The 22,734-nt window shown below is 43.9% G+C and carries 23 protein-coding genes; 21 read left to right on the top strand and 2 right to left on the bottom strand.

The genetic code is table 11. The features are described 5' to 3' along the window. Positions 1-2: 2 nt before the first annotated feature. The 4 genes from lgt to hprF are packed head-to-tail and all read left to right on the top strand — an operon-like array spanning position 3 to position 2,943. A complete protein-coding gene (gene lgt / locus QF06_RS15875; protein ID WP_041850484.1) occupies positions 3-812 on the top strand; it encodes a prolipoprotein diacylglyceryl transferase in 810 nt (269 codons plus the stop codon). 23 nt (positions 813-835) lie between these two features. Further along, positions 836-1,774: a nucleoside recognition domain-containing protein gene (locus tag QF06_RS15870; protein ID WP_017695286.1), complete on the top strand. Its 939-nt coding sequence runs from the start codon at positions 836-838 to the stop codon at positions 1,772-1,774. Beyond that, positions 1,771-2,421, top strand: a complete 651-nt coding sequence (ppaX, locus tag QF06_RS15865; protein WP_029318337.1) for a pyrophosphatase PpaX — start codon at positions 1,771-1,773, stop codon at positions 2,419-2,421. Before QF06_RS15870 ends, ppaX begins: the two co-directional genes overlap by 4 nt. 3 nt (positions 2,422-2,424) lie before the next feature. Continuing rightward, a complete protein-coding gene (gene hprF / locus QF06_RS15860; RefSeq protein WP_003228107.1) occupies positions 2,425-2,943 on the top strand; it encodes a heptaprenylglyceryl phosphate O-acetyltransferase in 519 nt (172 codons plus the stop codon). Positions 2,944-2,962: 19 nt separating this feature from the next. Here the strand turns inward: hprF and pelC are convergent, their stop codons facing one another. Together pelC and QF06_RS15850 are read right to left on the bottom strand one after the other, a co-directional pair. Then, positions 2,963-3,628: a pectate/pectin lyase PelC gene (pelC, locus tag QF06_RS15855; RefSeq protein WP_015251135.1), complete on the bottom strand. Its 666-nt coding sequence runs from the start codon at positions 3,626-3,628 to the stop codon at positions 2,963-2,965. 239 nt (positions 3,629-3,867) lie between these two features. Further along, the gene (locus tag QF06_RS15850; RefSeq protein WP_015251136.1) at positions 3,868-4,620 is read right to left on the bottom strand and encodes a C39 family peptidase; all 753 of its coding nucleotides are present in this window, start codon (positions 4,618-4,620) and stop codon (positions 3,868-3,870) included. A 250-nt stretch (positions 4,621-4,870) separates the two neighbouring features. On the opposite strand from QF06_RS15850, the gene QF06_RS15845 reads away from it, so the two are divergent. The 17 genes from QF06_RS15845 (at position 4,871) to rapZ (ending at position 22,734) form a co-directional block, all read left to right on the top strand. Further along, positions 4,871-6,046 (top strand): ATP phosphoribosyltransferase regulatory subunit, encoded by a 1,176-nt coding sequence (locus QF06_RS15845; protein WP_041850485.1) that lies wholly within the window; start codon positions 4,871-4,873, stop codon positions 6,044-6,046. Next, positions 6,039-6,680 carry an ATP phosphoribosyltransferase gene (gene hisG / locus QF06_RS15840; RefSeq protein WP_015251138.1) on the top strand — a complete coding sequence of 214 codons (642 nt, stop codon included), beginning with the start codon at positions 6,039-6,041 and terminating at the stop codon, positions 6,678-6,680. The genes QF06_RS15845 and hisG overlap by 8 nt, the downstream gene beginning before the upstream one ends. Next, positions 6,677-7,960, top strand: coding sequence for a histidinol dehydrogenase (gene hisD / locus QF06_RS15835; RefSeq protein WP_041850486.1), 1,284 nt, complete (start codon positions 6,677-6,679; stop codon positions 7,958-7,960). The genes hisG and hisD overlap by 4 nt, the downstream gene beginning before the upstream one ends. Then, positions 7,957-8,541: an imidazoleglycerol-phosphate dehydratase HisB gene (hisB, locus tag QF06_RS15830; protein ID WP_003243389.1), complete on the top strand. Its 585-nt coding sequence runs from the start codon at positions 7,957-7,959 to the stop codon at positions 8,539-8,541. Before hisD ends, hisB begins: the two co-directional genes overlap by 4 nt. Beyond that, positions 8,542-9,180 (top strand): imidazole glycerol phosphate synthase subunit HisH, encoded by a 639-nt coding sequence (gene hisH / locus QF06_RS15825; protein ID WP_021480686.1) that lies wholly within the window; start codon positions 8,542-8,544, stop codon positions 9,178-9,180. After that, positions 9,177-9,914: a 1-(5-phosphoribosyl)-5-[(5-phosphoribosylamino)methylideneamino]imidazole-4-carboxamide isomerase gene (gene hisA / locus QF06_RS15820; RefSeq protein ID WP_041850488.1), complete on the top strand. Its 738-nt coding sequence runs from the start codon at positions 9,177-9,179 to the stop codon at positions 9,912-9,914. The genes hisH and hisA overlap by 4 nt, the downstream gene beginning before the upstream one ends. Further along, entirely contained in the window at positions 9,911-10,669 is a 759-nt protein-coding gene (hisF, locus tag QF06_RS15815; RefSeq protein WP_015714777.1) for an imidazole glycerol phosphate synthase subunit HisF, read from the top strand. Before hisA ends, hisF begins: the two co-directional genes overlap by 4 nt. Next, positions 10,666-11,295 (top strand): bifunctional phosphoribosyl-AMP cyclohydrolase/phosphoribosyl-ATP diphosphatase HisIE, encoded by a 630-nt coding sequence (hisIE, locus tag QF06_RS15810; RefSeq protein ID WP_003228125.1) that lies wholly within the window; start codon positions 10,666-10,668, stop codon positions 11,293-11,295. Before hisF ends, hisIE begins: the two co-directional genes overlap by 4 nt. Before the next feature lie 245 nt (positions 11,296-11,540). Further along, a complete protein-coding gene (locus tag QF06_RS15805) occupies positions 11,541-12,263 on the top strand; it encodes a hypothetical protein (protein WP_032726929.1) in 723 nt (240 codons plus the stop codon). A 5-nt stretch (positions 12,264-12,268) separates the two neighbouring features. After that, complete coding sequence (locus QF06_RS15800) at positions 12,269-14,176, top strand: DUF6792 domain-containing protein (RefSeq protein WP_032726928.1); 1,908 nt, start codon at positions 12,269-12,271, stop codon at positions 14,174-14,176. Positions 14,177-14,190: 14 nt separating this feature from the next. Then, entirely contained in the window at positions 14,191-14,550 is a 360-nt protein-coding gene (locus tag QF06_RS15795; RefSeq protein WP_032726927.1) for a hypothetical protein, read from the top strand. A gap of 166 nt (positions 14,551-14,716) precedes the next feature. Beyond that, positions 14,717-16,486 (top strand): multidrug resistance ABC transporter ATP-binding protein/permease BmrA, encoded by a 1,770-nt coding sequence (bmrA, locus tag QF06_RS15790; protein WP_032726926.1) that lies wholly within the window; start codon positions 14,717-14,719, stop codon positions 16,484-16,486. A gap of 125 nt (positions 16,487-16,611) precedes the next feature. Continuing rightward, entirely contained in the window at positions 16,612-18,066 is a 1,455-nt protein-coding gene (locus QF06_RS15785) for a tetratricopeptide repeat protein (protein ID WP_041850490.1), read from the top strand. Positions 18,067-18,446: 380 nt separating this feature from the next. Beyond that, entirely contained in the window at positions 18,447-19,856 is a 1,410-nt protein-coding gene (cwlO, locus tag QF06_RS15780; RefSeq protein ID WP_041850491.1) for a peptidoglycan DL-endopeptidase CwlO, read from the top strand. A 218-nt stretch (positions 19,857-20,074) separates the two neighbouring features. Beyond that, on the top strand, positions 20,075-21,025 hold the full coding sequence (gene trxB, locus QF06_RS15775) for a thioredoxin-disulfide reductase (protein ID WP_003228139.1): 951 nt from the start codon (positions 20,075-20,077) through the stop codon (positions 21,023-21,025). A gap of 318 nt (positions 21,026-21,343) precedes the next feature. Then, positions 21,344-21,820 carry an 8-oxo-dGTP diphosphatase gene (locus QF06_RS15770; protein ID WP_010886622.1) on the top strand — a complete coding sequence of 159 codons (477 nt, stop codon included), beginning with the start codon at positions 21,344-21,346 and terminating at the stop codon, positions 21,818-21,820. Positions 21,821-21,846: 26 nt separating this feature from the next. Further along, positions 21,847-22,734: an RNase adapter RapZ gene (rapZ, locus tag QF06_RS15765; RefSeq protein WP_003228143.1), complete on the top strand. Its 888-nt coding sequence runs from the start codon at positions 21,847-21,849 to the stop codon at positions 22,732-22,734.

Genomic DNA, 22,734 nt, shown 5'->3' with positions numbered 1-22,734 from the left:
AAATGAATGAAGTCATAGAACCACTCAATCCGATAGCATTTCAGATGGGGCCGTTAGCCGTCCATTGGTACGGAATCATTATCGGTCTCGGCGCTTTGCTCGGGCTGTGGATTGCGATGAGGGAAAGTGAAAAACGGGGGCTGCAGAAAGATACGTTTATTGATCTTGTCCTGTTTGCCATTCCAATTGCGATTATTTGCGCGCGAATTTATTACGTTGCCTTTGAATGGGACTATTATGCGGCACATCCGGGAGAAATCATTAAGATTTGGAAGGGCGGCATTGCCATTCATGGCGGATTAATCGGCGCCATTTTAACGGGTTATGTGTTTTCGAGAGTGAAAAAACTTTCGTTCTGGAAGCTTGCGGACATTGCCGCGCCCAGCATTTTGCTCGGCCAGGCGATCGGGCGCTGGGGGAACTTCATGAATCAGGAAGCGCACGGCGAGGCTGTCAGCAGAGCCTTTTTAGAAAACCTGCACCTGCCTGAATTTATCATCAATCAAATGTATATCAATGGGCAATATTATCATCCTACTTTTTTATATGAATCACTATGGAGCTTTGTCGGCGTCATTGTTTTACTGCTGCTGCGCAGAGCGAATTTGCGTAGAGGCGAGATGTTCTTGATCTATATCATTTGGTATTCAATCGGAAGATACTTTATTGAAGGAATGCGGACTGACAGCTTAATGCTGACTGATTCACTTCGCATCGCTCAGGTGATTTCAATCGTATTGATTGTTTTGGCTGTGGCAGCCATCATCTTCAGACGCGTCAAGGGATATTCGAAGGAGCGGTACGCGGAGTAGACGTCAACAAAGGGGGATGAGGGATGAAGAAGATCTTTCTGGCCGGTCTTGCAGCAGGTTTTCAAACAACATGGACGCTGGGTAAAGTGATTTTCCCGGTAACGCTATTGGTCACTTTGCTTCAGCATACCCCTGTCATGGATTGGCTTGTACGGCTGATTACACCGGTAATGGGTCTCTTCGGGCTTTCTGGTGAAGCGGCCATTCCGCTTGTACTGGGAAATATGCTGAATCTGTATGCGGGAATTGCCGGGATTTTAACATTGGATTTATCTGTGAAAGAAGTCTTTATTTTAGCTGTTATGCTTTCTTTCTGTCATAACTTGATTATCGAATCGACAGTTGCCGCAAAGGTTGGTATCAGAATTGGCGTCATATTGGCCGTGCGCATCGGTTTGGCCGCTGTGTCAGCCATCGTCATCAACCTCATTTGGCATGGCGGAAAGGAAACGGCGCAGTACGGTTTTATCGCTGCGAAGAGCGCGGCGCCAGACAGCTGGCTAGGAATGTTGGCAGAAGCATTAACGAAAGCCGGACTTGGTGTTTTGCAGCTGGCGGCAATTGTCATCCCGCTGATGATTATCATCCAGTTTTTAAGAGATTTAGGCTGGCTGCATCGGTTTTCCAGGTGGCTGTCGCCGTTTACGCAGCTGCTTGGCATGAATAAAAATACGTCTATGACGATGGTGGCGGGACTGACGATTGGTCTGGCCTACGGAGCGGGTGTCATGATCAAAGCTGTCGAGGATGACGGCGTGAGCAAGCGGGATATGACATTGGCATTTATATTTCTCGTTGCCTGCCACGCGGTCGTGGAAGATACACTTGTCTTTATTCCGCTTGGCATACCGGTCTGGCCGCTTCTTTTGATTCGTGTCACCACAGCAGTTCTGCTGACAATGGCTATTGCGCACACGTGGAAAAAATGGAAACCCTCAGCGGTTGGAAAGGAAGCAATATGAGTGACAAACAAGTAACGACGATTCTGTTTGATTTAGACGGAACGCTTATTAATACGAATGAATTAATTATCGCGTCCTTTTTGCATACACTGGAGCATTATTATCCGAGCAAGTATAAACGAGAAGATGTCCTTGCGTTTATCGGGCCGTCTCTTTTTGAAACGTTCTCTTCGATGGACCCTGATAAATGCGAGGATATGATCGCCATGTACAGAGCATACAATCATGACATGCATGATTCACTCGTGACTGAATATGAAACGGTATATGAGACTCTGGAAGCATTAAAAAAAGCCGGCTTTACATTAGGGATTGTGACAACAAAATTAAGAGATACTGTCAATATGGGCCTCAAGCTCACGGGAATCGGCGAATTCTTTGAAACAGTTGTCACCCTTGATGATGTGACGAATGCAAAGCCTGATCCCGAGCCTGTGCTGTTAGCGCTGAAACAGTTAGGAAGCAAGCCCGAGGAAGCCATTATGGTCGGAGATAATTACCACGATGTGCTGGCAGGCAAAAACGCCGGTACAAAAACGGCAGGAGTCGCATGGACGATTAAAGGGCCGGAAATGCTGGCGAAGCATGAGCCGGATTTTATGCTTGAGAAAATGAGTGATCTATTACAAATCGTTGGAGTGAAGTAATCTGTGAGAAAAACAGATCGTCATCCGGTCTCGGGGGCCAACTCACTGTGGCATGTCTATCAAACGGTACCTTTTTTAAAGGTCGTCAAAAATTTCATTGTCATTCAAATTGCGAGATATACGCCGTTTATAGGGATGAAAAACTGGCTGTACCGTACATTTCTGCGGATGAAGGTTGGAAATCAGACATCCTTTGCCCTCATGGTGATGCCAGATATCATGTTTCCGGAAAAGATCTCAGTCGGAACAAATACAATCATCGGGTACAATACGACCATTCTGGCCCATGAGTATTTGATTCACGAATACCGGATCGGCACAGTTCTGATCGGAGACGAAGTGATGATTGGTGCCAACACGACCATTCTGCCCGGGGTGAAAATAGGAGATGGCGCAGTTGTGTCCGCCGGAACACTTGTCCATAAAGACGTGCCTGCCGGCGCATTTGTCGGCGGAAATCCGATGAGGATCATCTATACGAAGGAAGAAATGCAAGAAAGATTGAAAAAGTCCGCTGAATAACATCAGCGGACTTTTTTGGTTAAAATTGAGTGTTGTTGTTTTCGTAAATATGCTGAACACCAATCCATTTTTGACCGACATTAGAGTAGCGTGTATTTGTCATTCTGACCGTGCTTGTTTTGCTGTCCGTCCGGAATATCGCTTCCTTCATGTTTGTGATGGTGCACTTATCGATGATCACATCAACGTGGAAGGTTGAACCGCCAAGCTGTCTTATGAACTTTCCGCCATTGTCTGCCGTGAAGTTTTTCACTGTGAATGTACTGGCTTTATTGATTTGGAATATCTTATCTGACGCTTTTTGTGCAGAACCGCCGTCGATCGTCACTTTTCCTTCCTTCTTCACCGTTAACGCATCCTCACCAACATCTTCCCATTTCACATTCTGAATGTTAACGTTTCCATAAGTGTGTACGCCATCAGCGGCAGGGGCGCCAAGCACCACATTTTTCAGGGTTGCACCATCCTCCACACGAAAAACAGGGTCTTGGTTTTCTGACTGGCTTCCGTCGCCTAATTCTTTCCCTGCCACAAACCGCTGTCCTTTCCCGTCATATGTTGTATTTTTTGGTACGATAATTGTTTCGTGCACCACTTTGTCTGCTGCAAAAGCGGTTGATGACTGAAACTGGCTGAACCCCATAACCAAACCGAACATAAATAGGATAGACACGAATTTTTTCAATGATAAATCCTCCCCGGATATCTTTCATTTTTTGCAAGAGAAGCGTCAGCGACTTGCACCGGCTTCTCTCGCATAGATCGGGGCAAGGCTGAATCTGCTTTAATCATAAAAACAGATAGCCTGAAAGTAAAGATAATTCTGGATGATAAATGGAAAATGAATCAATCTTACCGATTGAAACAAAAAGCATGAATATTGTCGTATTTGCTCAGGATAGAGCATAGTGAGGCTTCAGGTGTTTACTTTTGAATAACTACGGCCTGGCTGCCCATTTGTTTCCACGCTTTTTCAAAGCTTGTTCTATCGGTTTTTCTGTTTTTATAGCCATACGGATCATTGAGATACACATATTTATCATCATATCCCGTAACGGCGACGCTGTGTTCGCTGTACGTAATCTCTATCGTTCCGTTTGGCGTTTTCCATGTCTGCATGTTGTCAACTGGCGTAAAGTTGGCTGTCGTAATAACCCAAACTGGATTGCCTTTTTCAAGCTGTTCATAAACAGCAGAAATGCTTTTTCCAGTCAGGTCAAACACTTTGTCTCCCGCATAGGTTTTCGCCAGCTGATAGATCGGTCGATGGTAGACACCGAGACCAGGGCCATTCGCCATATCCCCGACAAATCCGTCATTCGGATCACCCTTTAATCCGCTGCTGTATGTCAAAGGCACTGTGGCAACCTGATTTGCCAGGGTATTTTTTGTCACGTCGTATCCCGCATAATTCAGCACCATCGCAAGGCTTGTTACTTCACAGCCGTTATAGAGCCGGGGTGCGTCCATTTGATTGTAAAGGATGACATCCAGCGGTTTTGCGCTTCCCTTCAGCTCCTTTTTGCTATTCGCAGCTGAGTCTGTATCGCTATCAGAAACCACTTTTTTAAGGCTGTTCAAAAAAGGAATATCTATATCTTTTGCATCTATTTTAAGTCCGAAAAAAATAACGCCTGAAAGAATCATCAGGACACATAGAGTTCGCAGTGTTTTCATCTTTATCTCCTTGTTCTCTATTTGATTTGTATTATAGCATGCCAAACATAAAGAATTTGAGATATTACGTACCTTTAATACATTATTCATGATTTTTTCATAATGAGGAGAAGGATATTTGAACTAAAAATATCCTTACTGAAGTTAAGCGTTGATTTTCATTCTTTCATCTGCTAACATATTATCATATTAGCGAACTAAAGGATTCGGAATTTTCCTTCATAAGATAACAGCGGAGGTGCTCGGGTTGATGTTTATGTTTGAAAAACCGCACGGCATGAGAGATACACTGCCCGGTTTATACGAAACGAAAAACAAGGTGAGACGATCGTTAACCGATTTGATTGATAAATGGGGATATCAATTTATGGAAACGCCGACACTGGAGTTTTACGATACCGTTGGCGTCCAGTCAGCAATTGAAGAGCAACAGCTGTTTAAGCTACTTGATCAGGACGGCAAGACATTGGTGCTTCGCCCGGATATGACGGGGCCGATTGCAAGGGTGGCGGCATCGAAGCTTCTGAAACACGGTCATCCGCTAAGAGTCGGCTATGCGGCAAATGTATTCAGGGCTCAGGAGCGTGAAGGCGGGCGTCCGGCTGAGTTCGAGCAGGTTGGAGTGGAGTTAATCGGTGACGGCACGACGAGCGCGGATGCGGAGGTCATTGCTTTAGTCGTCGGGGCATTGAAAAACGCTGGGCTGGCATCCTTTAAAATTGCCATCGGCCATGCCGGCATTGCGGATGCTTTGTTTGTTGAGGTGCTCGGAAACGTTGAACGAGCTGATGTGCTGCGGAGGTTCTTATATGAAAAGAACTACGTCGGCTACAGAGAGCATGTCAAGTCTCTCCCGCTTTCCTCCATTGATAAAAGCCGGCTGCTTGAGCTCCTTGAACTGCGGGGCGGTATAGAAGTATGCGGACGTGCCGAAGAAATCGTCGATTCTGCGCAAGGAAAAAGCGTGGTTGATGAGCTGAAGGCGCTGTGGGACATTCTTGAGGATTACGGATGTACGGAAAATGTCCGCCTGGATCTGAATATGGTCAGCCACATGAGCTATTACACAGGGATTTTATTTGAAGTGTACGCCGAGAATGTCGGTTTTGTCATTGGAAGCGGCGGCCGTTACAACAAGCTGCTGGGCCATTTTGATTCACCTGCACCGGCAACAGGCTTCGGGCTTCGGATCGACCGGCTGATTGAAGCCCTTCATATGAAAGAAGAATCTTGTGATATAGACGCTGTTATTTTCAGCAAAGAGCAGCGGGCGCAAGCCATCGCTTATGCGAATGAAGAACGCATGAAAGGGAACAAAGTGGTTCTTCAAGATTTATCGGGAATAGAAAATATCGACCAGATGACAAAATCTTTTGCAAACGTCAATTATTTTATCGGTGCCAGAAAGGAAGAGCAAAATGGGTAAGTTACTCACAATGGCGATGCCAAAGGGCCGGATATTTGAAGAAGCGGCAGGGCTGCTGAGGCAGGCAGGCTACAGGCTCCCTGAGGAGTTTGAAGATTCGAGAAAACTGATCATCGATGTGCCGGAGGAAAATCTTCGTTTCATATTAGCGAAGCCGATGGACGTAACTACGTATGTGGAGCATGGCGTGGCAGACGTCGGAATTGCGGGCAAGGATGTCATGCTGGAGGAGGAACGCGATGTGTATGAGGTACTGGATTTAAAAATCAGCAAATGCCACTTAGCTGTCGCCGGACTTCCGAATACAGACTGGAGCGGCGTAGCGCCAAGAATCGCGACAAAGTATCCGAATGTGGCTTCCAGTTATTTCAGAGAGCAGGGAGAACAAGTCGAGATTATTAAGCTCAACGGTTCAATTGAACTGGCTCCGCTCATTGGGCTTGCAGATCGGATAGTGGACATTGTTTCCACAGGACAGACGCTGAAAGAAAATGGGCTTGTTGAAACGGAGCACATTTGTGACATTACCTCTCGCTTTATTGTCAACCCGGTAAGCTATCGCATGAAAGACGATGTGATTGACGAAATGGCATCCCGCCTATCTCTCGTTGTGGAAGGAGAGACGGCAAAATGAAGATCAAAACCATCAGCGGAGCGGAACGGCTTTCTCTCAAGCGTTCCATCGATGCCGGAACGGAAGAGCAAAGAAAGACAGTCCGGTCCATTATTGAAGATGTTAAAGCAAACGGTGATCAGGCGGTTCGCAGCTACACGGCGAAATTTGACGGCATCGAAATAGACAGCCCGCTGGTCACAAAAGAAGAATTTGAGGAGGCATACACCTCACTGGATCCACGTCTTCTTCAGGTGATTAGGAAGGCAATCGAAAATATTAGGGAATATCACGAAAGACAGCTTGAATCCTCCTGGTTTTATCACAGAAAGGACGGCACAATGCTGGGGCAGAAAGTGACGGCGCTGGATTCCGCCGGTGTATATGTGCCGGGGGGAACGGCCGCATATCCTTCATCTGTTTTGATGAATGTGATTCCGGCGCTTGTAGCGGGCGTTGAAAGAATCGTTCTCGTCACGCCTCCGGGAAAAGACGGTCTGCTGTCTCCTGGAGTTTTGGTTGCTGCAGCCGAGCTGGGCATAAAAGACATTTACAAAATGGGCGGCTCTCAGGCGATTGCGGCGTTAGCATACGGAACAGAAACCATTGAGCCAGTGGATAAAATCACGGGTCCGGGCAACATTTATGTCGCGCTTGCCAAACGGGAAGTGTTCGGCGATGTCGATATCGATATGATTGCCGGACCTAGTGAAATCGTCGTGCTGGCTGATGAAACAGCGATTCCGAGCGAAATTGCAGCCGATCTGCTGTCACAGGCGGAACACGATAAGCTCAGCTCATGTGTGTTTGTCACAGATTCCATGGCGCTGGCCGAGGCGGTTTCAGCCGAGGTGAGTAAGCAGCTGAAAACCTTGCCGCGAAGAGAAATAGCGGAAGCTTCAGTGAGAGATTACGGTTGTATATATGTGGCGGAAACAATGGTGGAAGCGATTGATACTGTCAATACACTCGCGCCAGAGCATTTAGAAATCATAACACAGTCTCCGGAAGCTTTGCTTGGCAGTATCAAACATGCGGGTGCAATTTTTTTAGGCAGATACAGCCCTGAGCCTGTCGGTGATTATTTTGCCGGACCGAACCATGTGCTTCCGACAAACGGAACAGCCAGATTTTCAAGTCCATTAAACGTAACTGATTTTCAAAAGAAATCGAGCATTATTTCTTACAGTCAATCAGCCTTTGAAGAACATGCTGAAAGCATCGCGGCTTTTGCCAGACTGGAAGGGTTAGAAGCCCATGCCAGATCAATTGAAGCGAGAGAACGGAGGATTTCTAAATGAGAAAAGCGGAACGCGTCAGGAAAACAAACGAAACAGATATTGAGCTGGCATTTACAATAGACGGCGGGGGACAAGCGGATATCAAAACAGATGTGCCGTTTATGACACATATGTTGGATTTATTCACGAAACACGGCCAATTCGATCTTTCCATTAACGCAAAAGGCGATGTTGATATAGATGATCACCACACGACTGAAGATATCGGCATCTGCTTAGGGCAGGCGCTGCTCGAAGCGTTGGGCGATAAAAAAGGAATCAAACGCTACGGATCGGCGTTTGTGCCGATGGATGAGGCACTTGCTCAAGTTGTGATTGATTTAAGCAACCGGCCGCACTTAGAAATGCGCGCTGACTTCCCGGCTGCTAAAGTCGGAACTTTCGATACGGAGCTTGTACATGAATTTTTGTGGAAGCTGGCGCTCGAAGCTCGAATGAACCTGCATGTCATCGTTCATTATGGCACAAACACCCACCACATGATTGAAGCCGTTTTTAAAGCACTGGGACGTGCGCTTGATGAAGCGACAACGATCGATCCGCGAGTTAAAGGAATACCGTCAACGAAAGGGATGCTGTAAATGATCGGCGTGATAGATTACGGAATGGGGAATTTATACAGTGTCTCAAAGGCGCTTGAACGTGTCGGCGTGCCGTATTTTGTTTCTGAAAAGCCGGAGGAGCTGAAAGAAGCTGATGCCTTCATTTTGCCGGGAGTCGGTTCATTTGGAGACGCGATGGACAATTTGCGCTACACGAAGCTTGATCAATTGATTCACGATATGGTCTCAGAGGGAAGGCTGCTTCTAGGGATCTGCCTCGGCATGCAGCTTTTATTTGAAGAAAGCGAAGAAAACGGCACCGCTTCAGGACTCGGGCTGTTAAAAGGAAAAGCAGTCAGGCTGAAAGCAGAAGATGAAAAAGGAAACAAGCTGAAGGTTCCGCATATGGGCTGGAATCGTCTTTCTTTTCATAATGAATCTCCGCTGCTGGCTGAAGCAGAAGAAGGCTACGCTTATTTCGTGCATTCTTATTACATTGACGGGATGCAGGAGGACTCGCTCCTGGCAAGCGCTGATTATGGTGTGCGAGTGCCTGCTGTAGTTGGAAAAAGGAACGTCTTCGGCGCCCAATTTCACCCGGAAAAAAGCAGCACGGTCGGAATGTCTATCTTAACCCAATTTACGAAAATGGCAGCAGAACAGAAGGTGAAAAAATGAGTGCTTTTACATTATATCCGGCAATTGATATGAGAAATGGCAAATGTGTCCGCCTTGTTCAAGGGGATTATAATAAGGAAACGATATATGGCGATTCACCGTACGAGATGGCTGAGTTATTTGCGAGAGAGGGTGCCGAATGGATCCATCTCGTTGATCTCGACGGGGCCAAAGAAGGGAAAAGAGTGAATGACAGCCATGTGATTGAGATTGCGCAAAAGCTGAACCTGAAAGTCGAAATCGGCGGCGGGATCCGTTCCGAAAAAGACGTCTATGAATATTTATCAGCAGGAGTCGATCGGGTGATCCTGGGAAGCTCAGCAGTTTCTAACCCTCCGTTTGTCAAAAAAATGCTGAAACAATATGGCGAGAAAATTGCAATCGGACTGGATGCGAGAAACGGTTTTGTTTCAACAGAGGGATGGCTGGAAACATCAACCCTTAAGGCAACTGAACTGGGCAAAGAGCTTGCCAATGAAGGTGCGGAAGTCTTTATTTTTACTGACATCGCGACAGACGGAATGCTGTCAGGCCCCAATGTTAAAAGCACGGTCGAGCTTGCTAAGGAAACGGGGAAATCGGTGATCGCTTCAGGCGGAGTCAGCTCCGTCACGGATCTCGAAGACCTCGCCCGCTATGAGGCGGACGGCGTCTCTGGAGCAATCATCGGAAAAGCGTTGTATACCAATCAGTTTACGCTGTGTGAGGCGCTTGAAAGGGTGAAGCGCAAATGATCACAAAACGGATTATCCCATGCCTTGATGTCAAAGAAGGACGCGTTGTCAAAGGAATTCAATTTCTCGAATTGAAGGATGCCGGTGACCCAGTTGAACTCGCCGAAGTGTACGACCGGGAAGGTGCGGATGAACTTGTTTTTCTTGATATCTCCGCCTCGCACGAAGGACGAAAGACGATGGTTGACGTTGTGGAGCAGGTTGCCGCGAAGCTTGCCATTCCGTTTACAGTCGGCGGCGGCATCAATCAGCTCAGCGATATGAAAACGATACTGCGTGCCGGAGCGGACAAAGTGTCGGTGAACACGGCAGCTGTTCTTCGCCCTGAGCTGATTGCAGAAGGAGCCGAGTTTTTCGGTTCGCAATGCATCGTTCTTGCCATTGATGCCAAGTATGACAAAGAATCTGACACATATAAGGTCTATACGCACGGCGGCAGAAAGAAAACAGATTGGGAGGTCACCGCGTGGGCAAAAGAAGGCGTCAAACGCGGGGCAGGAGAAATATTGCTGACAAGCATGGACTCTGACGGTGAGAAAAAAGGCTTCGACCACACGCTGACAAAGCTTGTTTCCGAAGCTGTCCCCGTCCCTGTTATCGCCTCGGGAGGCGCGGGAAACGCACAGCATATGCTTGAGGCTTTTACAAAAGGAAAAGCTGACGCCGCGCTGGCCGCCTCAATTTTTCATTATAAAGAAACATCGATTAAAGAAGTGAAATCATACTTGAAAGAATACGGGGTGAATGTGAGATGAAACAGGCAGATGAACTGCGTTTTAACGAGGACGGATTAATTCCTGCCATCGTGCAGGATGCGGCAAGCAAAGAAGTGCTGACACTTGCGTATATGAACAAGGAATCGTACGAAAAAACGCTGGAAACGAAGGAAACATGGTTTTACAGCCGCTCACGCCAAGCGTTATGGCATAAAGGAGAAACCTCAGGGAACACGCAAGCCGTCAAAGGTATCCGGTATGACTGCGACCAGGACGCATTGATCGTACTTGTAGAGCCATCCGGCCCGGCATGCCACACTGGCAGCTACAGCTGTTTTATGAAGGAACAAACAGAAGAACAGGCCGCAGGCCGATTCGGCATCATGAACGAACTGGAGCGTGTGATAGCGGAACGCCAAGCGGAAATGCCTGAGGGAGCTTATACTACTTACCTTTTCCGTGAAGGCGTCGATAAGATTTTGAAAAAAGTCGGTGAAGAAGCATCCGAAGTCATCATCGCCGCGAAAAATCGGGACCACGAGGAACTCAAATGGGAAGCGGCAGACCTGCTGTATCACCTGCTTGTCCTGCTCAGAGAACAAGCCTTGCCGCTGGATGATGTGCTTGACGTATTGAAAAAACGCCATTCTGAGAAAGAAGAGTAAAGAGCCGTATGATACGGCTCTTTTTGTTTTGTGAAAAAAGTAATAGGTATTTAGATTTATATGGGGTGTTATATATGATTAGTTAATAAAAGGAGATCAAAACCGAGTCTGATTTCCTATTTATCCAAATTCCGCCATGATGTAACATGAAAAAGGATGAAATAATCATCTCTTAACCAGGTCAATAGAATTATTTTTGATATAAAAATAGAATACTATTCTCACAAAACCCGTGGAGGTTCGTAATGAAAAAGATCATCTTTATTTGCTTCAGCTTATTACTTGCCCTGACAGGAGGATGCAGTATGAATGACAATGATAAAAACACCACAAATGACAATAAAACAGAAGCGGTAAAACCAAAAGACATGGATCCCAAGGATCTGCCTCAAGTACCTGCGTTTCAGGACGAGAAAACGAGAGAGTACATGGTGTCAACAAAAGAAGAGGAACCAGGATATTATTTGCTGGAATCTAAGCTGAAAGGTTTTAGGATGTTGTTTCCGGAGGATGGGGAGTATGTACCTGATCTTTCAAGTAAAGGTGAAAATGAGGAAACAATAGTATTTGATAGTTTCAATAAAAAAACTAACATTCAATATGACGGGCAATTAGATTATCATCAAGAAAAAAGTTTTGCGAATGACAAGGATACAATGCTTGACATTGTAAGTGGCAGAAATAGCTATAAAGGAAAATACGAAGAAAGAGAGCTATCTGATAAAATTGTATATTCTGCTCAAAAGAAAAGCAGTTTTGATGATGTGGATGAAAAGAATAATTTTTCTTATAGATTTTTTGGTTATGTTAAATCTAAAAAAGAGGAATATTTAGGAATAGAGTATTCTTTTCGTTTTTCTTGCTATAAGGGTAAAGAGGTTTGTTCATTAAAGAAAGAAGAAGCAGAAAAAAAAGTTCGAAAAATAATTGATTCTATTACCTTTTTAAAAGTTAAAAAGGAGAAATAGAGAAAATGGAAAATAAGAATATATTTGAAAATGAAAATGTAAAGCTGCGTTTAATTGATTTGGAGTACGATTATAAAGAAAAATTCGCTTCTAATATTGAAAGTGAAATAAAGAGAGCTAAAACAGATTTTGAAGTCGAGGTGCGTCGAATATACAAAGAAGAAACACATCGAGATCTTCCAAAAAATCTGGAAATATACACATCTAATGAACTTATTAAAAAAAATTCGAAAATAGATACATCAATAAGAGAGTCCGGATATGATGGTACAGCTATTTATATTAAGGATGATAAACAACACGTTAATCAACTTCATATTATTTCAGAGGGGAGTGCTGATAACGAAGACTGGTCATACAATTTCTTTGGTCTCTTTTTAGGGATAGATGACAGCCAGTACCAAGCGACAAAAGAGTTTGTAAGAAATGCCAAAAGAGAAACAGAGAATTCTAATGATTTAAAGACCTTTGCTATGGGGCACTCACTGGCAAATAATAATCAGGTGATGGTTCAATTAATTGACGGAGAATTTGATGAAGTTTATGGGGTTAACGGAGCTCAAATAAGCGTTGACCACCTACTAGCAACTGATTTGAATTTGAGAGATAGGTTAATGCATAAATTTCATATTAGACGCTTAAAAGATATTAATGATATCCCGCCAGAAAAGTTAAAAAAAGAAATCCAAAAATATTATGAAGACAAAGGCGTGACAGCAAACATCACCCAACGCATCTCAAAAGATGACCCGCTGTATGGAGTCAGCGGCAAGGCCGATTTCATTACATTCGGTGATGTGAAGATGGCAGATACAAATACAAGTGTAAAAGGCATCCGAAATATTATGGATGGGGTTCCTGACGAAGATGTGAGGTCAATTCAAAAATTCCTTCAAAAATATAAGGATGACTATGAAAAAGACGGCTTGAACGGTTTTATAAAGGCAGCCAGCGGGATAGACATAGACCTGATTGAAAAAGTGAAAAACACAGACGGCGCTTTAAAGAAAGTAAGTGTCCTATATGAGCATTTTGATGATGTTAAGCAAATGTATGGCCGAATAAAAGAAGAACTGCCTTCATTTTTAGGTTTTCTTCATACCTTGTTGAGAAACAGCGGACCGGTCGTAGATCAGTTAGCTGAAAATGGTTATATTGATGAAACGCAAAAGAAAGTCATCAAAAAAGAATTAACGAATATTAATGCGAGTATGCGAGGCATAGAATCACGGTACGAACATTTCATTGACCATCTAAAGCATGGCCAATTTATGCAAGCTTTAAAAGACGTTGGTGAAATAGTGGACTACGTAAAATCAATTCTGTCCTCATTGAAAACACTCGACACAGAAACAAAAGACGCACTAAAACTTATCGTCGACGGCCACAGTATCGTTCAAATGCTCAACGCCTTGTCAAAGGAAAAAGGCTTCAGCTATAAAGGCTCCGATATTTATTTTACAGGGAAGAGCGGCTCGGGAGAAACGATTCAAGTCAATCTCTCATCCGCTGTCAGAATCTATCAAAACGGTATGAAAATCGTTGAAGATATGGAAGATGCGATTTCTAAGTACCAGAAGGTTTACAGTCAGGAAATCGATGAAGACTTCATAGATAAAAAACAGGCGATCACCACGGCGATTCATCATATGGAAGAAAACCCTTCGCATTATGCCTTCGATCTTCAATTCCGGCTTGCAGCTGGTTTCAGCCACACATTCGATAAATTGGAGAAAATCTCTGTTCATGAATCATTCCACACAGGTGCGCTTCCTGCTAATGATGGAATTGTTGCTGAATTAAAAAAACAGACAACAGAAAAAAGAGATTTTATCAAAAATATCCGTGAGAGTATTGAAAAGCTGTTTGAAAAAGAAGAAATGATTTCTCAGTTATTTGATTTTCAGCCTTAGGAGGAATATGAAGAGTGACTTCCTTATTTTCAGAAAGTGAAACAGAAATTGTATCAACGACCTATATGTTTCTTACTCAAGATGAAATGAAGGGGAAAGCGGGCACCCTCAATCAACCGATCAACGACTTTCTCAGCCTGACAAAGAAATTTGAGTCTTCATTAAAAGAGGAAATCAAAGGACAAAAAGGATTGATTGTAAAAAAAATAAAAGAAGAACTTGAGTCGAAAAGCGAAAAACGAAAAGCTGCCCTTGAGATGATAAAAGAGGAACATACCGCAAAAGTTGATCGGTACAAAATGATAATTGAAGACCTGCGACAGCAGGATGTAACATTGACTTATAGAAAAAAGAAGCCTGTGAAAGATGTCTAACATAAAAAATCTCCTATTCAAACAATGAGTGGGAGATCTTTTATTTTCATCACGGCAAAAATATACTGAAAAAGTCTCTCGCCATTGATATGATTGAGAAAGAGTAAAAATCATCCTTTTGCTATGACTTTTCACCTTTCTGAACGCTGAAACAGGAGGAAAATATATGCCAACCAAGAAACAAAAATCTAAAAGTAAATTGAAACCCTTTTTTGCCTTAGTAAGACGGACCAATCCTTCTTATGGAAAGCTCGCCTTTGCGCTTGCCCTCAGTGTTGTAACCACACTGGTCAGCCTGCTCATTCCATTATTAACGAAGCAGCTTGTCGATGGTTTTTCTATGTCAAATCTGTCAGGCACGCAAATCGGGTTGATCGCGCTGGTGTTTTTCGTTCAGGCGGGTTTAAGCGCTTATGCCACCTATGCCCTTAACTATAATGGACAAAAAATCATCTCTGGGCTGCGGGATTTATTATGGAAGAAACTAATTAAGCTTCCTGTCTCTTATTTTGATACAAATGCTTCCGGAGAAACAGTCAGCCGTGTAACGAACGATACGATGGTTGTCAAAGAATTGATTACAACCCATATCAGCGGATTTATTACAGGCATCATTTCTGTCATTGGATCATTGACAATCTTGTTTATTATGAACTGGAAGCTGACACTGCTTGTGTTAGTGGTCGTTCCGCTGGCCGCTCTTATTTTGGTGCCGATTGGGCGGAAAATGTTCTCCATTTCACGGGAAACACAAGATGAAACAGCCCGTTTTACAGGCCTGCTGAATCAAATTCTCCCGGAAATCAGACTTGTCAAAGCTTCAAATGCGGAGGATGTCGAATACGGCCGCGGGAAAACAGGGATTTCCTCATTATTTAAGCTTGGCGTTCGAGAAGCTAAGGTTCAATCACTTGTCGGCCCGCTTATCTCACTCGTGTTAATGGCAGCCCTTGTCGCAGTCATCGGATATGGCGGCATGCAGGTATCTTCAGGCGAGCTCACGGCCGGAGCGCTCGTGGCTTTTATTTTATATTTGTTCCAAATTATTATGCCGATGGGCCAAATTACAACATTCTTTACACAGCTGCAAAAATCAATCGGTGCAACAGAACGAATGATTGAGATCTTGGCAGAGGAAGAGGAAGATACAGTGACGGGAAAACAAATCGAAAATGCGCATCTGCCTATCCAGCTTGATCGCGTGTCTTTTGGATATAAGCCCGATCAGCTGATCTTAAAAGAGATCAGCGCCGTCATTGAAGCAGGGAAAGTCACAGCGATCGTCGGTCCGAGCGGCGGGGGAAAAACGACGCTGTTTAAGCTGCTTGAACGCTTTTATTCTCCGACTGCAGGGACCATTCGGCTGGGGGACGAGCCGGTCGATACTTACTCGCTTGAATCGTGGAGGGAGCATATCGGGTATGTATCACAGGAAAGCCCGTTAATGTCCGGGACAATCAGAGAAAATATTTGCTACGGGTTAGAACGAGATGTGACGGATGCTGAGATCGAAAAAGCCGCGGAGATGGCATATGCGCTCAATTTTATAAAGGAGCTGCCGAATCAGTTTGATACAGAAGTAGGCGAACGCGGCATTATGCTGTCAGGCGGACAAAGGCAAAGAATCGCGATTGCGAGAGCACTTCTCCGTAACCCAAGCATTCTTATGCTCGATGAAGCTACCTCAAGTCTCGACAGCCAATCTGAAAAATCAGTTCAGCAGGCACTGGAGGTGCTGATGGAGGGCCGCACAACGATTGTTATCGCTCACCGCCTATCTACCGTTGTAGATGCGGACCAGCTTTTGTTTGTTGAAAAAGGGGAAATTACCGGTCGTGGAACACACCATGAGTTAATGGCTTCCCATGGCCTTTATCGGGATTTTGCTGAACAGCAGCTGAAAATGAATGCAGACTTAGAAAACAAAGCCGGGTAAATTTTGGTCGAATCAGCCAATAAAAAAGAGGAGGGATTTTCCCAATCCTTCCTTTTGAACTATTGAGGGGCTTACGATTTATGGTATACTACTGACGGTAATATTGTATAAAACGGAGGGTAGTTGTGGGAAAACACACTTCTGAACATAAAAATCACGCACAAATTGTCCAGCTGCTTCAAGATGGACAATATTTTTTTCATAAAGGCTTGAAAGCGTATAAAGAGCGCAATCTAAAACGGGCAAGCAAACTGATTCAGCGCGCGGTTCATTTGGAGCCGGAGGATTCAGAGATGCTTTCACAGCTTGCGGTCATTTATTCGGAAATGGGCCAGTATCAAGAGTCGAACGATCTTCTTGACTATATCATGGCAAATCTGGAGGCCGAAATGCCGGAGTGCCATTACTTTAAAGCGAATAACTTTGCCCATCTGGGGCTCTTCCAGGAAGCTTATAAAGAAGCGGCCGCTTATTCTGATGCGGACCCGGATGGTGAATTCGCCGAAGAAAACGATAGTCTGCTGGATTTGCTCGATTTAGGAGACGACGGCATTGAGGATTCGTTGTATGATCAGGATGAACTGCTGGTGAAACAGGATCGGGCAAAGTCATTGCTGGAAAGCGGCCAGCTTGCTGAAGCGGTTGCGGCGCTTGAGGAAATCACAGCTGAATATCCGGAGCTTTGGTCAGCATACAACAATCTCGCGCTTGCCTATTTCTATTCAGGAAACGTTGTAAAAGCGAAGCAAACCGCTTATGAAGTGCTTTCTCATAATGAAGGAAATCTTCACGCCTTATGCAATCTTCTCGTTTTCTACTATTATGAAAGAGAAGACGAAAAAGTGGCGGAATTGAGTGATCAGCTCTCCAATGTCTATCCGATGCTAATGGAGCAGCGTTATAAATTGGGTGCTACTTTGGCGCTTGTCGGCCGCTACGAGATCGGATATAAATGGCTCAAATCATTATATAAAACCGGCTTTGAAGGGGACGACACCTTCTTTTACTGGCTTTCCTGCTCTGCTTATTTTACGGGACATACCGACTTTGCCGAGACGATCTGGAGAAAAGTCGAGTCGCAATATCCCGGCGAAGACCGCCCGGCGCCTTGGATTGAGCGGAGGGAAGCTCTTCCTTCATCTGTGGAGCAGCGTCTCGCAGCCTATTATATCAGCAGCACAAAGGGAGAAACAGAGCATCTTGAAGCGGTGATACGCTCAAAGAGAATTACCGCTCCTTTTGAAAATCATTTTGTAAAGCTGCTTCTGAATGGAGATTCTGCTACTGCTGACGTTTCAGAGGATGCACTTTTCGCTTATCAAACGGTCAAATTATTAGAGCAAGCTGAAAAAGAAGAGATGAAAACAGAAGTCATGAGCTGCTGGGTTTTCCATGTCATCCAGCAAATTCGTGCAGCTGCTCCGTTGAAGAATGAGAAAGGCTGGGCAGCAGCCATCTGTTATATTTGGAAGGAAGCCCATGGCAAGCAAGACACGAAAAAAGACACAGCGACCCGATTCGGCATCTCTCCGGCAACTTTGACGAAATATATGAAATATATTGATGATATTCTAGAATAGTAAATTTTAAAGAGTCGATTTATTTAATCGACTCTTTTTTTGTTTGATAGATTATATTAAGAAAATAATATCGACAGTTTTTTTACACGCTTAAGAAAAATGACAAATGATGTGTGACTTGACATCTGTTTGAAACATAAATGTAATAAAATTTATCGCTAATTTGTCGAAACTTGATGGTATAATGATTCTCGTACATAAGGAATTAGTGTTTTTTACATATGATGTGAAATAAACGCTATACAACCAGAATAAGAGATGCACAGAATAATTAACCATAAACAACCATCATTCCTCGTAGAGTATGAGGAACGAAACTTGATGTTCAAAATACGATTCCAAATGAGGACAGGTTCACAGTAAAAGGGAGGATATAAAAAGTGAGAAAGAGTTTAATTACACTTGGTTTGGCTTCCGTCATCGGGACAAGCAGTTTTTTGATCCCATTTACAAGTAAAACTGCATCGGCGGAAACATTAGATGAAAAGAAACAAAAAATCGAAAGCAAGCAATCTGAGGTTGCTTCCAGCATTGAAGCGAAGGAAAAAGAATTAACCGAGCTTCAGGAAAATCAATCAAAGATTGAAAAAGAACTGAAAGACATTAATGATAAGGCGCTTGATACAAGCAACAAGATTGAAGATAAAAAAGAAGAAAATGATAAAACAAAAGAAGAAATCAAAAAACTGAAAAAAGAGATTAAAGAAACAGAAGCACGCATCGAAAAACGCAATGAGATCCTGAAAAAACGCGTTCGTTCTTTACAGGAAAGCGGCGGATCTCAAGGATACATAGATGTTCTTTTAGGATCAACAAGCTTTGGTGACTTTATCTCTCGTGCGACTGCGGTTTCATCTATTGTGGACGCAGACAAAGATTTAATCAAACAGCAAGAACAGGATAAAGCGAAGCTCGAAGATTCTGAAGCGGATTTGAATGACAAGCTGAAAGAAGTTCAAGCTGCATTGGCTAAATTAGAAACAATGCAAAAAGACCTTGATAAACAGCTTAATGAAAAAGACAAGCTTTTCGACGAAGCAAAGGCAAGCCAGAAGAAAACGGCTAAAGCGATTTCTGAATTAAAATCAGAGGCGTCTGAACTTGCAAATCAAAAAGCAAATACTGAAGCTGAACAAGCACGCATCAAAAAAGAACAAGAAGCAGCGGCTGCTTTGATCAAAAAGCAGGAAGAAGCACAAAAAGCATCTGATGAAACACAAACAGATGACAGCCAAACGGCTACAACTGAATCAGCAAAAGCAAGCTCATCTGATGATTCTTCAGACAATTCTTCTAACAGTTCATCAAACAGTTCGTCTAACGGATCATCTTCTAAGAAGAGCAGCGGCTCAAACAGCAATTCAGGCGGCACTGTTATCAGCAACTCCGGCGGAATTGAAGGCGCGATCAGCGTTGGTTCAAGCATTGTAGGACAATCTCCGTACAAGTTTGGTGGCGGACGCACTCAGTCTGATATCAACAACCGTATTTTTGACTGCTCATCATTTGTACGCTGGGCATACGCTTCTGCAGGTGTTAACCTTGGACCTGTTAGCGGAACGAGCACTGACACTTTAATTAATAAAGGAAGAGCTGTCAGCCCGTCAGAAATGAAGCGCGGAGACTTAGTTTTCTTTGACACATACAAAGTAAACGGTCACGTTGGGATTTATTTAGGAAACGGAACGTTCCTTAACGACAATTCTTCACATGGTGTTTCAATTGATTCTATGAATAACCCTTACTGGAAAAAATACTTCAATGGTAATGTAAGACGTGTTGTTCAATAATAACTAAGACATGGGCCTTCTATAAACAGAAGGCTCTTTCTTTATTAATATACATACCCTTTTGAAATACATTTAATCGCGTTTCGAAAAAAATGAGCAAAAAAATAGCGTATCACCATGAGATTTTATAGGATATGGGTAAGGAATACGTTTGATGGGGATTCTTATCATATAAGAAAGAGCCCAAACTTGAAAAGATGGTTTAAGGAGTGAATAGTGTGTCAGAAGAAAAAATTTATGACGTGATTATAATCGGCGCGGGCCCTGCTGGGATGACGGCCGCTGTATACACATCGAGAGCGAATTTATCGACATTAATGATTGAAAGAGGAATTCCTGGCGGACAAATGGCCAATACGGAAGATGTAGAAAACTATCCTGGATTCGAAAGTATCCTTGGGCCTGAGCTTTCTAACAAAATGTTTGAACACGCGAAAAAATTTGGCGCTGAATACGCTTATGGCGATATTAAAGAAGTCGTTGACGGCAAAGAGTACAAAGTAGTCAAAGCCGGTTCAAAAGAATATAAAGCCCGTGCTGTTATCATTGCTGCTGGTGCGGAATATAAAAAAATCGGTGTGCCTGGCGAAAAAGAATTGGGCGGCCGCGGTGTATCTTATTGTGCAGTATGTGACGGCGCTTTCTTTAAAGGCAAAGAACTTGTCGTTGTTGGCGGCGGAGATTCCGCGGTTGAAGAAGGCGTGTATCTGACTCGTTTCGCTTCAAAAGTAACGATTGTTCACAGACGTGATAAACTCCGTGCTCAAAGTATTCTTCAAGCGAGAGCATTTGATAATGAAAAAGTTGACTTCCTATGGAATAAAACCGTGAAGGAAATTCATGAGGAAAACGGCAAAGTCGGTAACGTAACGCTTGTCGATACGGTAACCGGTGAAGAAAGTGAATTCAAAACAGACGGCGTATTCATTTACATCGGCATGCTTCCTCTGTCTAAACCGTTTGAAAACCTGGGCATTACGAATGAAGAAGGCTATATCGAAACAAACGACCGCATGGAGACAAAGGTTGAAGGAATTTTCGCTGCCGGAGACATTCGCGAAAAATCACTGCGCCAAATCGTAACGGCTACAGGAGACGGAAGCATTGCGGCACAAAGCGTACAGCATTATGTCGAAGAGCTTCAAGAAACGCTGAAAACCTTAAAATAAAAAGGGCTGTCATACGAGTTTCACATTACGTTACTGGGTTTTAATTCCGCTGTAACACATGTGTAATGCTTTTCGGTTATGATTAATAAAGTAATTGACCCCCTTTTTATAATGAATACACTTTTTTGGCACGGATTCTCCAGTTATCCGTGTCCTTTTTTTGTCCATAAATAAAAGATGAATGCCAGTTACAGCAAAATCATCTGAATTAAGGAATGAATATGCTGTAAAATAGAAGAAAAGATTGTCAATGTCTCTTCATTGTGGGAGGCATCTTGAAGCGGTATAATAAAGAGACGATGACAGGACGAAGGTTAGGTGACGTACTTGCAAAGAGTGACAAATTGTGTGCTTCAGACGGATGACAAAGTTCTTCTGCTTCAAAAGCCGAGACGCGGATGGTGGGTCGCGCCGGGAGGCAAGATGGAGAGCGGAGAATCAGTCAGAGACTCCGTCATCAGAGAGTACAGAGAAGAGACTGGTATCTATATCATAAATCCTCAATTAAAAGGCGTTTTTACCTTTATTATTAAAGACGGTGACCACATTGTCTCCGAGTGGATGATGTTTACGTTTGTCGCTGATTCATATACAGGACAAAATGTATCAGAATCAGAGGAAGGCAAACTGCAGTGGCACGATGTCAATGACATTCAGAACCTGCCTATGGCCCCTGGAGACGGCCATATCCTTGATTTTATGATGAAGGGACAAGGGCTGCTGCACGGCACATTTACGTATACACCGGAATTTGAGCTGCTCAGTTATCGTTTAGACCCGCAGCACATCAAATAGAAAGACAAGTCAGGGGGGGGAGAAAGATGAGTGCTAGTGAATCACATGATATTCAGCTTGTCATTATAACCGGAATGTCGGGAGCGGGGAAAACTGTCGCGATCCAAAGCTTTGAAGATCTCGGCTATTTCTGCGTCGATAATCTTCCGCCTTCATTGCTTCCGAAGTTTTTAGAGCTGATGAAGGAATCAAATTCGAAAATGAGCAAAGTTGCGCTCGTGATGGATTTGCGCGGCCGCGAATTTTTTGACCGGCTGATTGAAGCGCTGGATGAAATGGCCGAAAATCCGTGGATCACACCGCGAATTTTATTCCTGGACGCGAAGGATTCCATTCTCGTCACGAGATATAAAGAAACGAGACGCTCGCATCCGCTGGCAGCGACTGGCCTGCCGCTTGAAGGCATCGCGCTAGAACGAGAGCTGCTTGAGGAATTAAAAGGCCGCTCTCAAATCATTTACGATACGTCTGACATGAAGCCGCGTGATTTGCGTGAAAAAATCGTGAAGCACTTTGCGACAAACCAAGGAGAGACATTTACCGTGAATGTCATGTCATTTGGTTTTAAATACGGTATTCCAATTGATGCAGATCTTGTCTTTGATGTCAGATTTTTGCCGAATCCGTACTATATCGAAAGCATGCGGCCGCTGACTGGCAAGGATAAAGAGGTTTCCTCTTACGTCATGAAGTGGAATGAAACACAAAAGTTCAATGAGAAATTAATTGATCTGCTGAGCTTTATGCTTCCATCTTATAAAAGAGAAGGAAAAAGCCAGGTTGTCATTGCGATCGGCTGCACAGGGGGCCAGCACCGCTCTGTGACATTAGCCGAGAATTTAGCTGATTATTTCAAAAAGGATTACTATACTCATGTTACTCACCGGGACATTGAAAAGAGAAGCCGGAAATAA

This window comes from Bacillus sp. YP1 (assembly GCF_000877815.1).
GTDB classification, from domain to species: domain Bacteria; phylum Bacillota; class Bacilli; order Bacillales; family Bacillaceae; genus Bacillus; species Bacillus subtilis.
This window is presented reverse-complemented; position numbering and strand designations above follow the sequence as displayed.

What these genes read in the sequence shown, in the direction of transcription:
- hisB (WP_003243389.1), top strand. Translation starts at nt 7,957, where the DNA reads ATGAGAAAAGCGGAACGCGTCAGGAAAACAAACGAAACAGATATTGAG.
- lgt (WP_041850484.1), top strand. Translation starts at nt 3, where the DNA reads ATGAATGAAGTCATAGAACCACTCAATCCGATAGCATTTCAGATGGGG.
- hisD (WP_041850486.1), top strand. Translation starts at nt 6,677, where the DNA reads ATGAAGATCAAAACCATCAGCGGAGCGGAACGGCTTTCTCTCAAGCGT.
- hisIE (WP_003228125.1), top strand. Translation starts at nt 10,666, where the DNA reads ATGAAACAGGCAGATGAACTGCGTTTTAACGAGGACGGATTAATTCCT.
- ppaX (WP_029318337.1), top strand. Translation starts at nt 1,771, where the DNA reads ATGAGTGACAAACAAGTAACGACGATTCTGTTTGATTTAGACGGAACG.
- QF06_RS15850 (WP_015251136.1), bottom strand. Translation starts at nt 4,620, where the DNA reads ATGAAAACACTGCGAACTCTATGTGTCCTGATGATTCTTTCAGGCGTT.
- bmrA (WP_032726926.1), top strand. Translation starts at nt 14,717, where the DNA reads ATGCCAACCAAGAAACAAAAATCTAAAAGTAAATTGAAACCCTTTTTT.
- hisH (WP_021480686.1), top strand. Translation starts at nt 8,542, where the DNA reads ATGATCGGCGTGATAGATTACGGAATGGGGAATTTATACAGTGTCTCA.
- QF06_RS15870 (WP_017695286.1), top strand. Translation starts at nt 836, where the DNA reads ATGAAGAAGATCTTTCTGGCCGGTCTTGCAGCAGGTTTTCAAACAACA.
- hisA (WP_041850488.1), top strand. Translation starts at nt 9,177, where the DNA reads ATGAGTGCTTTTACATTATATCCGGCAATTGATATGAGAAATGGCAAA.
- QF06_RS15800 (WP_032726928.1), top strand. Translation starts at nt 12,269, where the DNA reads ATGGAAAATAAGAATATATTTGAAAATGAAAATGTAAAGCTGCGTTTA.
- rapZ (WP_003228143.1), top strand. Translation starts at nt 21,847, where the DNA reads ATGAGTGCTAGTGAATCACATGATATTCAGCTTGTCATTATAACCGGA.
- hisF (WP_015714777.1), top strand. Translation starts at nt 9,911, where the DNA reads ATGATCACAAAACGGATTATCCCATGCCTTGATGTCAAAGAAGGACGC.
- QF06_RS15845 (WP_041850485.1), top strand. Translation starts at nt 4,871, where the DNA reads ATGTTTATGTTTGAAAAACCGCACGGCATGAGAGATACACTGCCCGGT.
- QF06_RS15805 (WP_032726929.1), top strand. Translation starts at nt 11,541, where the DNA reads ATGAAAAAGATCATCTTTATTTGCTTCAGCTTATTACTTGCCCTGACA.
- hisG (WP_015251138.1), top strand. Translation starts at nt 6,039, where the DNA reads ATGGGTAAGTTACTCACAATGGCGATGCCAAAGGGCCGGATATTTGAA.